13 protein-coding genes are annotated in these 14,295 nt (G+C 71.4%); 2 read left to right on the top strand and 11 right to left on the bottom strand.

The window, feature by feature from the left end; genetic code table 11:
- Positions 1-13: 13 nt before the first annotated feature.
- Positions 14-580: a hypothetical protein gene (locus tag N7E59_RS09415; RefSeq protein WP_261624677.1), complete on the top strand. Its 567-nt coding sequence runs from the start codon at positions 14-16 to the stop codon at positions 578-580.
- On the opposite strand, the gene N7E59_RS09410 is transcribed toward N7E59_RS09415, so the two are convergent.
- From N7E59_RS09410 to N7E59_RS09370, 9 genes are all read right to left on the bottom strand, one after another.
- Positions 553-1,779, bottom strand: coding sequence for a pyridoxal phosphate-dependent aminotransferase (locus N7E59_RS09410; protein WP_261624676.1), 1,227 nt, complete (start codon positions 1,777-1,779; stop codon positions 553-555). The genes N7E59_RS09415 and N7E59_RS09410 overlap by 28 nt on opposite strands.
- A gap of 21 nt (positions 1,780-1,800) precedes the next feature.
- Positions 1,801-3,108, bottom strand: coding sequence for a 23S rRNA (adenine(2503)-C(2))-methyltransferase RlmN (gene rlmN / locus N7E59_RS09405; RefSeq protein ID WP_261624675.1), 1,308 nt, complete (start codon positions 3,106-3,108; stop codon positions 1,801-1,803).
- A gap of 126 nt (positions 3,109-3,234) precedes the next feature.
- Positions 3,235-4,260 carry a siderophore-interacting protein gene (locus N7E59_RS09400; protein ID WP_261624674.1) on the bottom strand — a complete coding sequence of 342 codons (1,026 nt, stop codon included), beginning with the start codon at positions 4,258-4,260 and terminating at the stop codon, positions 3,235-3,237.
- 24 nt (positions 4,261-4,284) lie between these two features.
- On the bottom strand, positions 4,285-5,307 hold the full coding sequence (locus N7E59_RS09395; RefSeq protein ID WP_261624673.1) for an ABC transporter substrate-binding protein: 1,023 nt from the start codon (positions 5,305-5,307) through the stop codon (positions 4,285-4,287).
- 90 nt (positions 5,308-5,397) lie between these two features.
- The gene (locus N7E59_RS09390; protein ID WP_261624713.1) at positions 5,398-6,222 is read right to left on the bottom strand and encodes an ABC transporter ATP-binding protein; all 825 of its coding nucleotides are present in this window, start codon (positions 6,220-6,222) and stop codon (positions 5,398-5,400) included.
- A gap of 5 nt (positions 6,223-6,227) precedes the next feature.
- Complete coding sequence (locus N7E59_RS09385; protein ID WP_261624672.1) at positions 6,228-7,361, bottom strand: FecCD family ABC transporter permease; 1,134 nt, start codon at positions 7,359-7,361, stop codon at positions 6,228-6,230.
- Complete coding sequence (locus N7E59_RS09380; protein WP_261624671.1) at positions 7,358-8,440, bottom strand: FecCD family ABC transporter permease; 1,083 nt, start codon at positions 8,438-8,440, stop codon at positions 7,358-7,360. Before N7E59_RS09380 ends, N7E59_RS09385 begins: the two co-directional genes overlap by 4 nt.
- Before the next feature lie 210 nt (positions 8,441-8,650).
- A complete protein-coding gene (locus N7E59_RS09375; protein ID WP_261624670.1) occupies positions 8,651-8,878 on the bottom strand; it encodes a sulfurtransferase TusA family protein in 228 nt (75 codons plus the stop codon).
- A 100-nt stretch (positions 8,879-8,978) separates the two neighbouring features.
- Positions 8,979-10,040, bottom strand: coding sequence for a YeeE/YedE family protein (locus N7E59_RS09370; protein ID WP_261624669.1), 1,062 nt, complete (start codon positions 10,038-10,040; stop codon positions 8,979-8,981).
- Between the two features lie 409 nt (positions 10,041-10,449).
- Between N7E59_RS09370 and N7E59_RS09365 the strand changes: the two genes are divergently transcribed.
- Positions 10,450-11,589, top strand: coding sequence for a Fic family protein (locus N7E59_RS09365; RefSeq protein ID WP_261624668.1), 1,140 nt, complete (start codon positions 10,450-10,452; stop codon positions 11,587-11,589).
- 109 nt (positions 11,590-11,698) lie between these two features.
- On the opposite strand, the gene N7E59_RS09360 is transcribed toward N7E59_RS09365, so the two are convergent.
- Positions 11,699-14,029: a heavy metal translocating P-type ATPase gene (locus N7E59_RS09360; RefSeq protein WP_261624667.1), complete on the bottom strand. Its 2,331-nt coding sequence runs from the start codon at positions 14,027-14,029 to the stop codon at positions 11,699-11,701.
- The gene (locus tag N7E59_RS09355; RefSeq protein ID WP_261624666.1) at positions 14,026-14,244 is read right to left on the bottom strand and encodes a heavy-metal-associated domain-containing protein; all 219 of its coding nucleotides are present in this window, start codon (positions 14,242-14,244) and stop codon (positions 14,026-14,028) included. Before N7E59_RS09355 ends, N7E59_RS09360 begins: the two co-directional genes overlap by 4 nt.
- Between the last annotated feature and the right edge of the window lie 51 nt (positions 14,245-14,295).

Below are 14,295 nucleotides of genomic sequence, written 5' to 3'. Positions count from 1 at the left end.
AAGGAGAGTCATCATGACCACGAACAACGTCCTGGACCGCTGGGCTGAGCGCCTCGTCCACACAGAAGGAACCGAGGCCGCCGATGAGCGCGAACGCGCCGTCTGCACGGAGTCCGGGGCCTTCGCGGCCTCACTGACCCTGTACGCCTGCCTGCTCGGGGCGCTGGCGAGTGCGGTGGCCGGCCAGGTCCTCGTCCCGCTGGCCCTCCTCGTCGTCGCGATGCTGCCCTCCTACTCGATGCACTGGTACTGCCGACGCCGAGGCGTCGAACCCTTCGAGCTGCTGGCCCGCCGCGGACGGCACCGGCTGGGGTCGGCGATCTTCGCAGGAGGCACGATCGTCCTGACCTGTCTGGCGATGGGGTACACGGTCGCCCGCGGTCAGGGCCTGGTGCCGGTCCCGACGGGAGTGGTGTTCGTCACCGACGGACTGCAGGAGGCGGCCGGAACGGGCATGGCCCTCGGCGCCGCGGCGGGCGCGGTCCTGGGGGTGGTCGCTGTGGCGCTGACCGTCCGCGGATACCGCCGACGGGCGGAGGCCGGCGAGCCCGATCAGGATCCGGACGAGCCGGAGCGGTGATGGAACGTCAGGATCCGCTCCAGGCCCTCGGAGACCTTCTCGGGGCCCGGGGCCAGCGAGAGGCGCACCCATTCGTCGCCGTCGACCGGGTCGAAGTCGGTGCCGGGGACCACGGCCACGCCGGCCTCCTCCAGCAGGGCGCGGCAGTAGGTCGGTGAGTCGCCGAACCGCTCCAGGTGCTCACCGATGCGGGCGTAGACGTAGAACGCGCCGTCGGCGGGGGCGGCGTCCGACCAGCCCAGCCGCGGCAGGGCGTCGAGCACCATGGTCCGGGCGCGTGAGTACTCGGCCACCTGGGACCGGGCGAACTCCAGCGAACCCTCCGAGAACGCCTCCACCGCCGCCAGCTGGGAGCCGTGCGGGGCGCAGAGGGCGACGTTTCCGCCCAGTCGGGAGACCGGGTCGACGAGGTCCTCGGGGAGCACCGCCCAGCCGAGCCGCCACCCGGGCATCCCCCAGTACTTGGAGAAGGAGGAGACGACGACGGCGTCGTCGGTGTGCTGCAGGGCGCTGACCGAGTCCGCGCCGTCGGTGATGCCGTGGTAGATCTCGTCGCTGATGAGCCGGACGCCGTTCTCCGTGCACCACCGGGTCAGCTCGGCCATCTGCGCGTCGGGGACCATCGTCCCGGTGGGGTTGGCCGGGGAGGCGAGGATCAGCCCGTCCAGCGGTCCGGACTCGGCGACCGTGCGGTGCAGCTGCTCGGCGGTCGGCTGGAAGCGGACCTCGGGGCCGCAGGGCAGGTCCACGACCTCGATGCCGAGGCTGGCCAGGATGTTCCGGTAGGCGGGGTAGCCCGGACGGGCGAGGGCGACGCGGTCGCCGACGTCGAACGCGGCCAGGAACGTGAGCATGAACGCCCCTGAGGAGCCGGTGGTGACCGCGATCCGATCGGCGGCGAGGTCGATGTCGTACCAGCTGCGGGCGTGGGCGGCGATCGCCTCACGCAGCGGGCGGATGCCGAGCCCGGGGCTGTAGTTCAGCACGGTCTGCTCGGAGTGGATCCGCGCGGCGGCGGCATGCACCTCGGGCGGGGCGCCGGATCCGGGCTCACCGGCGGTCAGCGAGACGATGTCGTGGCCTTCGGCGCGCAGGGTCTCGATGCGCGCGAGCACGTCGACCACCTGGAATCCGGGGACCTCGGAGCGGTGGGAGGGGCCGAGGCGGCGTGCTGCGGCGGGCGGTGTGGTCGGACTCATGGCCCCCACCCTACGCGCGGCTCAGTCCTCGGCGGCGGCGAGCTGGCCGCAGGCCCCGTCGATCTCCTTGCCGCGGGTGTCGCGCAGCGTGGTGGGCACGCCCTTGGCCTCGAGCCGGCGCAGGAACTCGGCCATGACGGCCGGCTCCGAGGACGTCCAGATGGACCCGGGGGTCGGGTTCAGCGGGATGGGGTTCACGTGCACCCAGCCGCGGCCGCGTTCGTTGAGCTTGTCCGCCAGCAGATCGGCCCGCCAGGGGTGGTCGTTCATGTCCTTGATGAGCGCGTACTCGATGGACACCCGGCGCCCGGTCTTCTCGAAGTACTCATAGGCGGCGTCGATCGCCTCATCGGCCTTCCACCGGGAGTTCACCGGGATCAGCTCGTCGCGCAGCTCGTCGTCGGGGGCGTGCAGACTCAGCGCGAAGGTCAGCGGCAGGTCTTCGTCGGCGAGCTTGCGGATCGCCGGAACCAGCCCGACGGTGGAGACGGTGATGCCGCGGGCGCTCATGCCCAGGCCCTCGGGGGCGGGGTCCACCATGCGGCGGATCGCGTTCATGACCCGCTTGTAGTTGGCCAGGGGCTCGCCCATCCCCATGAACACGATGTTGGAGACCCGCTGCGGGCCCGACGGCGACGACGGCTCGTCGGCCTCCTCGCCCAGGCCGGTGTGGTCCTGCTCCTCGGCGACCTCCTCGGCCGAGGGGGCGTCGAGCTCACCGGCGGCGATGACCCGGTTCGCCCGCACGATCTGGTCCACGATCTCGGCGGTGGACATGTTCCGGGTGAGCCCGTTCTGGCCGGTGGCGCAGAAGGGGCAGTTCATGCCGCAGCCGCACTGGGAGGAGATGCACAGGGTGATGCGGCTGCGGTACCGCATGAGCACCGATTCGACGAGCGCGCCGTCGAAGAGCCGCCAGAGGAACTTGATGGTGGCGCCGTCGTCGGTGCGCAGGCGGCGCACCTCGGTGAGCAGCGGCGGCATGAGCTCGGCGACCATCTCCTCCCGCGTCTCCGCGGGCAGGTCGGTCATCTCTGAGGCGTCGGAGGTGTAGTGGGTGAAGTAGTGGACCGAGAGCTGCTTGGCGCGGAAGCCCGGGTGGCCCAGCTCCTTCACCCAGTCGGTGCGTTCGGCCAGGGTCAGGTCGGCCAGGTGCTTGGGCGGCTGGGAGACCCGGCGGGACTGGGCGAACTGCAGCTTCGGACGGCCCTCGGCGTCGACGGCCTGCTTCCAGCCCTCGGCCTTGGGCTGGACCTGCGGGCGGTTCTGAGCGCTGTTCTCGGCGCTGCTCTTGGCGCGGTCGCCGGCGCCGTCCTGGGTTCTCGACATCACCACCAGTCTCCCACGCCCCTCCCCGCACATCGAGTCCCCTGTTTCTGGCACAGTTCGGGCCGAAATTGCCCCGACACGCTGCAGGGATCGGGGACTCGATGGAGGGGTGGGGGCGGGGTGGGGTCAGGCGCTGGGGCGGCCGCGGCGCCAGTACCCCATGAACGAGACGCGTCTCCGGCTGATCCCCAGGTCCTTCACCAGGTGGCGGCGCAGCGCGGTGATCGCCCCGGCCTCTCCGGCCAGCCAGGCGTAGTGGTCGTCCTCGGAGGATGTCCCGTGGTCCTGGTCCCCGGGTTCGGAGACCTCCCACAGCAGCGGCTGGCCCTCGAACTCCGGGAGCTCGGGCAGCTCCTGCTCGGAGGTCTGCGGACCATCGGCGGTGCCGACACCGGCGCCCACGAGCGTGCGGACCCGTCGGCGTCCCCAGTCGCGCACGGCCGGATCCAGCTCCGCGCCCCAGGTCCCGCCCTCGCGGGGCAGCCACCGGATCTGCACCTGGGAGTCGGTGCGCACGTCGAGCACGTCGCCGGCGGTCGGGACCTCGAGGAACGCCTCCCCGGTGTACTCGGGTCCCAGCGACTCCAGCACCGAGGCCGCCGCCGGGACCGCCGTCTCATCGGCGACGATCAGCAGCCGCCGCGCCGCTCCGGGGTACCACTCCACGCCGCTGCCCGGCTCGGTCGCCGTCGAGTCGGCCACCGTGCAGCCCCGGGCGTCGATCACCGCGTCGTCCGCCAGGGCGGGGCCGATGACGATGAGCCGGTCGCCGACCGTCGCCCGGGCCGCCCAGGATGCGGCCGGGCCGTCGGCGCCGTCGTCGTCGCCATGGTCGTCGGTGTGGAGGACGAAGTCGACGTCGATCTGCCCGTGCTCACGCCGGATGTGTCGGACCGTGTAGGTGCGGATCGGGTTGCGCTCCTCGTCTGGCAGGGCCCGCCACGCGGCGTACCAGGTCATCATCGCCGGTGCCGGCTCGTCGAAGAGCCCGAGGTCGGTGAAGCTGCCGTCGGCCAGCGGGAAGATCAGCTTGATGCGCTGGTCCAGTCCGGTGGGCGCGAACCGCCGCAGGGACTCCCCGCCGAAGGTGAACCGCACGAAGTGCGGGCTGAGCCGGCGGATGCGGCTCACTCGGACGTCGAATGCCCTCACAGATGATCACGTCCTTCCTGCGTCTCACTCCTGTCCACGGTCGACGGCCTCCTGCAGACGGTCGGGGAGCTCGTCGAGCACCACCTCGATGGACAGCGGGCTGCCGGCCGAGAACGCCTGGACCAGCTCCTCGTCCGGGTCCAGCAGCACCGCGCGGTCCTCGGATACGACGTCGAGGGAGCTCAGCAGGTCGTCGTCCTCCAGGTCCTCCAGGGTGTAGCCGATGGGGAAGAGCACGGCGACGTCGGCGTCGAACACGTCCACCTGCTCCTGGGAGACGTCGGCATAGAAGTCGTCCTCCGGGGCGATCTCGGCGGCCGGGCCGTACATGGTGAAGCCCAGGTCCTGCATGATGTCCCAGCGCAGGTCGCCGGCGGCGGAGAGCCCGTAGGCCTCGCCGAACTTGGAGCCGGTGACCGCCTCGACGCCCTCGAAGTCCGGGTGCTCGGAGGCGACCTCCTCGATGCGCGACTCGGTGTCGGAGATCAGCTCCTCACCGGCCTCCTCCTCACCCAGGGCCTGAGCGATCAGCTCGGTCTGGTTCTGCCAGCCGGGGTTGAAGTTCGCCGCGCCCTCGGGGCCCGCCACGGTGGGGGCGATCTCGGAGAGCCGCTCGTAGGTGGCCTCGTCGTAGTCGGAGTTGACGTTGAGGATCAGGTCCGGGTCGAGTGCCTGGATCTCTTCGTAGTCGAGTTCGCCGTCGGCGCGCTCGATCACGGCGGGCTCGCCCTCGACCTCGTCCGCGGCCCAGGGGCCGACGCCGTGGGTCTCCTCCCCGAAGCCCAGCCAGTCCATCACCGCGACGGGTTCGTGGCCCAGCGCCAGAGCGACTTCGGCGTCCGACCAGCCCAGGGCGACGATGTCGAGCTCGCCGTCCTCCGGGGCGGGGATCTCCGTGGTGCCGAGGTTGTGCTCGACGGTGACGGCCTCGCCCCCGGAGCCGCCGTCGCCGCCGCTGTCATCGTCGCCTCCGCCTCCGCCGCAGGCGGTGAGTCCGAGGGCCAGGGCGGCCAGCGAGGCGGTGAGTGCGGTGCGGGTGGTGGGCATATGGGGTTCTCCTTGTCTGGGGGACATCTGGGGGTCGGGTGGAACCCGGTCGCGCCGGGGCAGTTCGGGATCGGCCTGGATCAGCCGGGGTCAGGTGCCGGGGTCCGGTGCTTTGGGGATGACCAGCGGTCGGCCGGTCTCGGGGTCGTCGATGATCCGCGCGGCCACCCCGTAGACCCGTTCGACGAGCTCGGCGGTGCCCACCTCTTCGGGGGTCCCCTGGGCGAGGATCTCCCCGTCGCGCATGGCGACGATGTGGGTGGCGTAGCGCAGCGCCTGGTTGAGGTCGTGGAGCACGGCGACGAGCGTGCGGCCGCTGCGTCGCAGTCGGGTGCACAGCTGCAGCACCTCGAGCTGGTGGGCGATGTCGAGGAACGTGGTGGGCTCGTCGAGCAGCAGCAGCGGGGTCTGCTGGGCCAGGGCCATGGCGATCCAGGCCCGCTGGCGCTGCCCGCCGGAGAGTTCGTCCACCGACCGGGAGGCCAGGTCGGTCATTCCGGTGTCAGCCAGGGCCCGGGCGACGGCGTCCTCGTCGTCGGTGCTCCACCGGCGCAGCAGGGACTGGTGCGGGTGGCGCCCGCGGGAGACGAGGTCGGCCACGGTGATGCCCTCGGGCGCCTGGGAGGACTGCGGCAGCAGGCCCACGGTCCGGGCGAGCTGCTTGGTGGGGATCGAGGCGACGGAGGCGCCGTCGAGCAGCACGGAACCGTCGGTGGGGCGGATGAGGCGGACCAGACTGCGCAGCAGGGTGGACTTGCCGCAGGCGTTGGGGCCGAGGATCACGGTGAAGGAGCCGTCGGGGATCTCGATGCTGAGGTCGGCGAGCACGGGGCGGCCCTCGTAGCCGGCGTGCAGGGATTCGGTGCGCAGGCGCGACGCGGTCGGAGTGCGTCGGGCGTCGTCCATCGTGCTCATGCTGCTCATGCCGTCCTCCGTCCCATGGTGGTCAGCAGCCACACCAGGTAGGCCCCGCCGAGGCACAGGGTGACCACGCCGACGGGCAGGTCGGCGGGCACCGCCTCCCAGCGTGCGAGCAGGTCGGCGCCGGTGAGCAGCGCCGCGCCCATGGCGGCGGCGGGCAGCAGGCCCACCGAGCCGGAGCGGGTCAGGCGCAGGGCCAGCTGAGGGGCGACCAGGGCGACGAACGCGATGGGGCCGGCCGCGGCGGTGACCACGGCGACCAGCAGGATCCCGGCGGCGAACATCACCAGGCGCACCCGTTCCAACCTGACGCCGAGCCCGTGGGCGGCGTCGTCGCCCATCTCCATCAGGGTCATCTCGCGGGCGTGGGCGAGCATGACAGGGCCGAGCACGGCCAGCGCCAGGGTCAGGGGGACGACGTGGGTCCAGGTGATGTCGTTGACGCTGCCCGCGCCCCAGGTGGCCACGGACATCGCGGCCTCGAGGTCCATGGTGGTGATCAGGTAGGTGTTCACCGAGCCGAGCAGGATGCTCACCCCGATGCCGACGACGATGATCCGCATCCCGGAGAGCCCTCCCCCGTTGAGTCCGCGCCGTCGGGCCAGCAGGTACACCGCCGCACCGGTGCCCAGTCCCCCGGCGACCGCTCCCAGCGGGGTGGCCAGGGCGCCGGCGGTTCCGGCGACGGCGACGACCAGCGCCCCGGTGTAGGCGCCGGTGGAGAAGCCGATGACGTCGGGGCTGCCCAGGGGGTTGCGGGTCATGGACTGGAACACGGCTCCGGCCATCGCCAGCGCGGCCCCGCCCAGGAGGGTGAACACCACGCGCGGCAGCCGCCAGTCGAGGATGACGCGGGCGGTGCCCTCGTCGGCGCGGCCGAGCAGCGCGTCGAGGGTGTCGGCGGTGGTCATCTGTGAGGTGCCGGAGTTCAGCCCCCACCAGGCCAGGGCCAGGGCGGTGATCGTGAGGACGAGGGTGACGATCGGGGTCCGGAGGTCGCGTCGCCGGGCGGTGAGGCGGGTGCGGGCGCCGTCGCCGGTGTTCCCCGTGTCTCCGCGGGTCTCAGCACGGGTCTCAGGGCGGGCCTCGGGGCGGGCCTCAGTCCGTGCGCGGCTGTGGAGCGTCGTCGTCACAGCTCACGCACCCCCTTCCGGCGGGTCAGCGCGATGAGCACCGGGGCTCCGAGGAACGCGGTGACGACCCCGGTGGGCAGTTCGGCGGCGACCACGAGGCGGGCGAGCTCGTCGGCGGCGAGCATGAGGATCGGCGCGGCCAGCAGGCTCATCGGCACCAGCCACCGGTGGTCGGGGCCGAGGATCATCCGCAGCGCGTGGGGGACGATGAGCCCGATGAACGACAGCGGTCCCGCCGCGGCGGTGGCCGCACCGCAGAGCAGGGTGATGGCGGCCAGCCCGAGGATGCGGGTCAGGGCGGGCCGGGAGCCGAGGGCGACGGCGGCGTCGTCGCCGAGGGCCAGGGCGTTCAGCGCCGGGGGCAGCAGCAGGGCCAGGGCGGTGCCGGCTGCGAGGAACGGGAGCACGGCGGTGATCTCGTCGAAGGTGCGGCCCTGCAGGGAGCCGGCCGACCAGAAGCGCACCTTGTCGAAGACCTCGGGCATGGCCAGGGTGATCGCGAAGCTGAGTCCGCTGAGCACCGCGCCGACGGCCACCCCGGTGAGCACGAGCTTGGCCGGCGAGCCGCCGAGTCGTCCGGAGGTGCCGACCCCGTAGACGACGACGGCGGTGACCAGCGCGCCGCCCAGGGCGAGCCACACGTGGCCGGTGCCGACGGTGATTCCCATGGTCGCCGAGCCGATGACCACTGCGGTGTAGGCCCCGGCGTTGACGCCGAGCAGGCCCGGGTCGGCCAGCGGGTTCCTGGTCAGCGCCTGCATGAGCGTGCCGGAGAGGCCCAGGGCCGCGCCGACGAGCACGGCCAGCACCGTGCGGGGCAGGCGCCGTTCGAGGATGATCAGTACGGCGGTGTCGCGGTCACCGGCGGGCAGCTCGCCGCGGATCCAGGCGCCGAGGATCTCCCACGTGCGGGCGGCGGTGATGTCCCCGGAGCCGACGAACAGGCTGGCCCAGGCCAGCACGACCAGGATGCCGAGGGCGAGGAGCACGACGCCGGCGCGGCGTCGGGGCGAGGCTGCGCGCTGGGGATCCGCGGGGTCGGCCGACGGTGCGGCGGCCTCCGGCGTCAGAGTGGTCACGGGCGTCCTCGGTGCTGCGGCGGGGTCGGCGGCTGCCGTCGTCGTCGCTGAGGTCGCGGCGGGGCGGTGCATCACATCCGACTTTCGGAACATGGTGAGTATAGCCTTACCAAACCTGTTCCGAGAACGAGATGTGACGGAAGACGAACGGACCCCCTGCTCCTCGGGCGAGGAGCAGGGGGTCCGCTGCGGGTGGGCCGGTCGGGCCGGTCAGGACTTCCTGACCGTGATGCTCCACTCGGCGGCGCCGCGCTTGGAGAAGTCGGTCACCGGGTAGCCGTTCTCCGCGGCCCACTGCGGGATGGAGTCGGTGCCCTGGGTGCAGTCGAAGTTGATGATGAGCTCGTCGCCGGATGCGATCTGCTCCATCGCCTGCCTCGCCTCCACCAGCGGGAAGGGGCAGACCTGTCCGTCGGTCTCGAGCACGTGCTGCGTCATGTCGTTCTCCTCTCCGTCGTGTGACGGTCTGATGGTGTCTGTGGTCTGTGCTTTCGGGGCGGTCTGTGCGATCTGTGCTTTCGGGGCGGTCAGGGCTGGGTCAGGAGACCGTGGTGAGCTTCGGCGTCGCCGTCGCACCCTTCCGTCCGCCGCCCATGATGAAGATCTTCGCGGCGACGCCGGTGCCCAGGACCATGAACAGCAGCGCGGTCCAGCCCTGGAAGCTGAAGGTGGCCGTGTTGACCATGGCGTTGCCGATGGTGCATCCGCCGGCCCAGGCCGCGCCCCAGCCCATGCCGAGGCCGCCGATGATCGAGCGGACGGTGGTCTGGGCGTCGGGGACGCGGATCTTGAACTCGCCGGAGGCCTTGGCGGCGATGAAGGAGCCGATGAGCAGGCCGAGGACGAGCATCATGCCCCAGTCGACGAGCTCCATGTCCCCGGTGCCGAGGAACACGCCGATCTGCGCGGACGGGCCGGTGATGCCCAGTCCGGCCTCGCGACCGGTGGCCCAGGACAGCGGCCAGGCGGCGATGGCGATGATGCCGATGATCGCGGCGGTGACGAACGGGTGCCAGGCCTTCTCGGTCAGTACGTGCGAGATCCCGCTCTTCAGTGCGGGCAGCTGCACCTTGTGCATCTGACGCTCCCGGTTCAGCTGGCGCAGCACGGCGACGCCGACTCCGGCGACCAGCAGGATGACCAGGATCCACGGGGTGACGCCGAGCGCCTCCTGCAGGTTGCCGTCCTGCATCTCGACGGAGCGGACAGCGTCGGTGGTGCCGGCCAGCGGACCGAAGCGGAACGCGGCGGCACCGGCGATGTAGCAGATGAGCGCGAACCAGGAGCCGACCAGCCCCTCCCCTGCGCGGTAGTAGGTGCCGGTGGCGCATCCGCCGGCGAGGATGATCGCGAAGCCGAAGATGAACCCGCCGAGGATGGTGCCCAGCCACGGGAAGGTGCCGCCCTCGAGGTTGATGACCCCGAGCGCGTCGAGGGCGAAGACGCCGATCGACTGGACGGCGACGATCACCATGAACGCGGTGAACCAGCGCGTGCTCCTGATCGTGAACAGGTCACGGAAGGCGCCGGTGACGCAGAAGCGGCCGCGCTGGAAGACGAATCCGAGCACTGCGCCGAGGAGGAGTCCGGTGATGATCATGTGCCCATCGGACACCTGGTCGAGGGTCATCACCAAGGAACTTGACGGTTTGCTACGGCGCGTTAACCCGCGTTGCGCCACCCGGCCCCATCGAGTCCCCGATCCCTGCAGCATCTGAGGTCAATTTCGGCCCGACACGCCGCTGAGATCGGGGTCTCGATGGGGCGGGGTAGCCGTTGTCCGTCCGCTCCCGAGGTCGGCGTTGAACTTTAGGGGTTAAAGTGTAAGTGAAGCCCGTGAAGGACACCTTTGGAGACTAGCCATGGCCGGGTGGGATGAGCATCACTGGAACCCCGTAGAAGGATCTGGGCTGCCGCGGAGCGCCCGGAGGTCAGGCCCCTATGCCTCCTACCGGCCGGACCCCCTGACGGGTTCGGCGCTCCGTCTGGGAACTGAGGTCGACGCAGCGGTGGCGCGAGCCGAACAGTCGGTTCGGGACCTCGACCGCAGGAGCTTCGCTGGGCTGATCCCGCTGGCCCGACTCCTTCTCAGGTCCGAGGCGATCGCCTCATCGAGGATCGAAGGCATCTCGCCCAGCCCCAAACAGGCGGCCTTGGCCGAACTCGGTCAGCACGAATCCGTCGCGGGGGTGAACCAGGCGGCTCGGCTGGTCGCACAGAACATGACCGTCGTGACTGAGGCATCGGCTGCGATCGCCTCTGCAGAGCAGGTCACGGTCGATCAGCTCGTCGATCTGCAGCGCTCACTGCTCACCGATGCTCCCCGGCTCCACGGTCTGCGTCGGACGCAGAACTGGGTCGGTGGGTCCGCCTACCATCCGCTCGACGCCGAGTTCGTTCCGCCTGCTCCCCAGGGAGTGCCCGCAGCGATGGAGGACCTCGTCCGATACATGAACGGGGCTGCCCACTCTCCGATCGTCCAAGCGGCCCTGGTCCACGCCCAGTTCGAGACGATCCATCCTTTCGCCGACGGCAACGGCCGAGTGGGCCGCGCGCTGATCCACACTGTGCTCACCCGCCGCGGACTGACCCAGGCCTCCATCCTGCCGGTGAGCCTGGTGCTTGCGACGTTCGACGACCACTACATCGGCGGCCTCACTGCGTTCCGGCATGACGACGCACCGGACTCCGAGTCGGCTCACCGTGCGCGCGAAACGTGGATCGCGGTGTTCGCCGGCGCCGTCGCCGACGCGGCGGCCCAGGCGTCCGACCTGGTCGACGACGTCGACGAGCTGCACCAGGACTGGCTCGCCAGGATCGAACGTCACCGAGATACGACCGGCCTCCGGCGTGCGCTCCGCAGAGACTCGGCAGTCCGTGCCATCGTCGACGGCTTGCCCGGCACTCCCGTCCTGACGCCCACGAGTGTCCGGCGCATACATGGCGTGTCGATGAACGCCGCGTCCAAGGCACTGGAGTCGCTGCACGGAGCGGACGTCCTCACGACCGTCTCCATCGGGCGCGGCCTCCGTGCCTACCTGTGCCCCGATGTGCTGGATCTGGTGACCCTGACCGAGCGCCGTCTGGCCAGCACGCGCTTCGACACTCGGGCGTCTTCGCCGAACCGCCCCGTCCCGCAGCGTCCCTGAGGACTGACAGCTTCACCGTCCCCGTCGAGTCCCCGATCCCTGCAGCATCTGAGGCCGATTTCGGCCCGACACGCCGCTGAGATCGGGGTCTCGATGGAGGGGGGAGGGGTCAGGAGCCGCGGAAGCGGCGCAGCCTCAGGCTGTTGAGGACCACCGAGAGCGAGGAGAGCACCATCGCGGCGCCGGCGAGCATCGGGTTGAGCAGCCCGAACGCGGCAAGCGGGATCGCCGCCACGTTGTACAGGAACGCCCAGAACAGGTTGGTGCGGATCACGTGCAGCGTGCTGCGGGAGAGCCGGATCGCGTCGGCGATGCTGCGCGGCTCCCCCCGGATGATGGTGATGTCGGCGGCGTCGACGGCGACGTCTGCCCCGGTGCCCATGGCGATCCCCAGGTCGGCCTGGGCCAGGGCGGCGGCGTCGTTGATCCCGTCGCCGACCATCGCCACCCGCCGGCCCTGGTCCTGCAGCCGCCGGACCTCGGTGACCTTGTCCTCGGGCAGCACCTCGGCGATGACCTCGTCGATGTCCAGGGCTCGGGCGACCTCCCCCGCGGCGCCGGCGTTGTCCCCGGTGATCATGCGGGTCTCGAGGCCGAGCCGGCGCAGCGAGCGAACCGCCCATCCGGAGCGGCGCTTGACGGTGTCGGCGACGATGACGACCCCGAGGAACGCTCCGTCGGCGGCGGCGAGCACCGGGGTGGCGCCCTGGGCCTGAGCGTGGGAGACCAGCATGCGGGCCTCGAGCGGGACCTCGACCCCCCGCTCCTCGAGCAGGTGCGGCCGGCCGATGAGCATCTCACGGCCCTCGACGACGCCCTCCACCCCGAGGCCGGAGAGCCCGCGGAAGTCCGTGACCTCCGGCAGGGTGCCGGGCGCCGAGCCCAGGGTCTGCCGCGCCGAGCTGGTCACGGCACGGGCGATCGGGTGCTCGGAGGAGGCCTCGAGCGCGCCGGCCAGCCGCAGCAGCTCGGACTCGTCGGCGCCGGCGGACGGGTGGACGGCGGTGACCTTCATGGCCCCGGTGGTCAGGGTCCCGGTCTTGTCGAGCAGCACGGTGTCGATCCCGCGCGAGGATTCCAGCACCTCGGGGCCGCGGATGAGGATGCCCAGCTGGGCCCCGCGTCCGGTGCCGACCAGCAGCGCGGTCGGGGTGGCGAGGCCGAGGGCGCAGGGGCAGGCGATGATGAGCACGGCGACGGCGGCGGTGAACGCGGTCTCCGCCGAGGCGCCGGTGAGCAGCCAGGCGATCAGGGTGACGATCGCGATGACCAGGACGACGGGGACGAAGACCGAGGAGATCCGGTCGGCGAGGCGCTGCACCTCGGCCTTGCCGGACTGGGCCTGCTCGACCAGCTGCGCCATCTGGGCGAGCTGGGTGTCGGAGCCGATCCGCTCGGCACGGACGACCAGCCGGCCGGAGGTGTTCAGCGTCGCCCCGGTGACACGGTCTCCGACGGCGACCTCCACGGGGACGGACTCGCCGGTGAGCATGGATTCGTCGACCGCGGAGGTTCCGGCGACGACCTCGCCGTCGGTGGCGATCTGCTCGCCCGGGCGGACGAGGAACTCGTCGCCGACGGTGAGCTCGCCGATCGGCACCGTGGTCTCTTCGGATCCCTCCCCGGTACCTGCGGAGCCGTCCCCGGAGCCGCCGCGCAGCACGGTGACCGACTTCGCGCCCATGGTGAGCAGGCGGCGCAGTGCGGCACCCGCCCGTCGCTTGGACCGGCGTTCGAAGTACCGGCCCAGCAGCAGGAACGCGGTCACTGCGGCGGCGACCTCGAAGTACACGTCCCCGGTGCCGTCGCCGCGTTCGGGGATCAGGGTGAAGGCGTGGCGCATCTGCGGGTCCCCGGCGTGGCCGAAGAGCAGGGCGTAGAGGGACCAGAACAGGGCGGCCAGGGTGCCCACGGAGATGAGGGTGTCCATGGTGGCCGCGCCGTGGCGGGCGTTGATCAGCGCCGCGCGGTGGAAGGGCAGCCCCGCCCAGAGCACCACCGGGGCCGTCAGCACCAGTGAGACCCAGGTCCAGTAGTCGAACTGGGTGGCCGGGACCATGGCCCAGAGCACCACGGGGGCGGAGAGCACCGAGGCGACGATGAGACGGGTGCGCAGCAGACCGAGCTCCCGGTCGGGCTCCTCGGCCTGCTCGTCTCCGTCGTCGGCGGTACCGGCACTGTCGCCGTCGCCGTCGGGACCGACGGACCGCCCCGGTTCTGTCGCGGTGTATCCGGTCTTCTCGACCGTGGAGACGAGTTCGTCGAGGAGCTGCCCGTGGTCACGGTCGGCCGCGGCGGTGACCTGCGCGGTCTCGGTCGCGTAGTTGACGGTCGCCTCGACGCCGTCGAGCCGGTTGAGCTTCTTCTCCACCCGCTGGGCGCAGGCCGCGCAGGTCATGCCTCCGATGTCGAGGCGGACCTGCTGTCCGGTGGTGGTCATGCCGCGCGCACCGCGGTGTAGCCGGCTTCGTCCACGGCGGCGACGACGGCGTCGTCGTCGAGCCGCTCGGCCGGCCCGCTCACGCGCAGGCTTCCTGCGGCGACGTCGACGTCGATGCCCTCGACCTCCGGCAGGGCGGAGACCTCCTCGGTGACGGCGGATTCGCAGTGCGCGCAGGACATACCGTCTACGCTGTACTCTCGCGTCTCGGTCATGGGATGCACCTCTTCTGACGTTCGATCCGGGCTGCCACTGGGCACAACCAT

The organism is Nesterenkonia marinintestina, from assembly GCF_025420485.1.
Taxonomy (GTDB): domain Bacteria; phylum Actinomycetota; class Actinomycetes; order Actinomycetales; family Micrococcaceae; genus Nesterenkonia; species Nesterenkonia marinintestina.
Note: the sequence above shows the minus strand (reverse complement) of the source record. Positions and strands in the feature narration are given on the sequence as shown.

Excerpts from the sequence above, each read along its gene's own strand:
- N7E59_RS09415 (WP_261624677.1), top strand. The coding sequence starts at position 14 with ATGACCACGAACAACGTCCTGGACCGCTGGGCTGAGCGCCTCGTCCAC.
- N7E59_RS09410 (WP_261624676.1), bottom strand. The coding sequence starts at position 1,779 with ATGAGTCCGACCACACCGCCCGCCGCAGCACGCCGCCTCGGCCCCTCC.
- rlmN (WP_261624675.1), bottom strand. The coding sequence starts at position 3,108 with ATGTCGAGAACCCAGGACGGCGCCGGCGACCGCGCCAAGAGCAGCGCC.
- N7E59_RS09395 (WP_261624673.1), bottom strand. The coding sequence starts at position 5,307 with ATGCCCACCACCCGCACCGCACTCACCGCCTCGCTGGCCGCCCTGGCC.
- N7E59_RS09390 (WP_261624713.1), bottom strand. The coding sequence starts at position 6,222 with ATGAGCACGATGGACGACGCCCGACGCACTCCGACCGCGTCGCGCCTG.
- N7E59_RS09375 (WP_261624670.1), bottom strand. The coding sequence starts at position 8,878 with ATGACGCAGCACGTGCTCGAGACCGACGGACAGGTCTGCCCCTTCCCG.
- N7E59_RS09370 (WP_261624669.1), bottom strand. The coding sequence starts at position 10,040 with ATGATCATCACCGGACTCCTCCTCGGCGCAGTGCTCGGATTCGTCTTC.
- N7E59_RS09360 (WP_261624667.1), bottom strand. The coding sequence starts at position 14,029 with ATGACCACCACCGGACAGCAGGTCCGCCTCGACATCGGAGGCATGACC.
- N7E59_RS09355 (WP_261624666.1), bottom strand. The coding sequence starts at position 14,244 with ATGACCGAGACGCGAGAGTACAGCGTAGACGGTATGTCCTGCGCGCAC.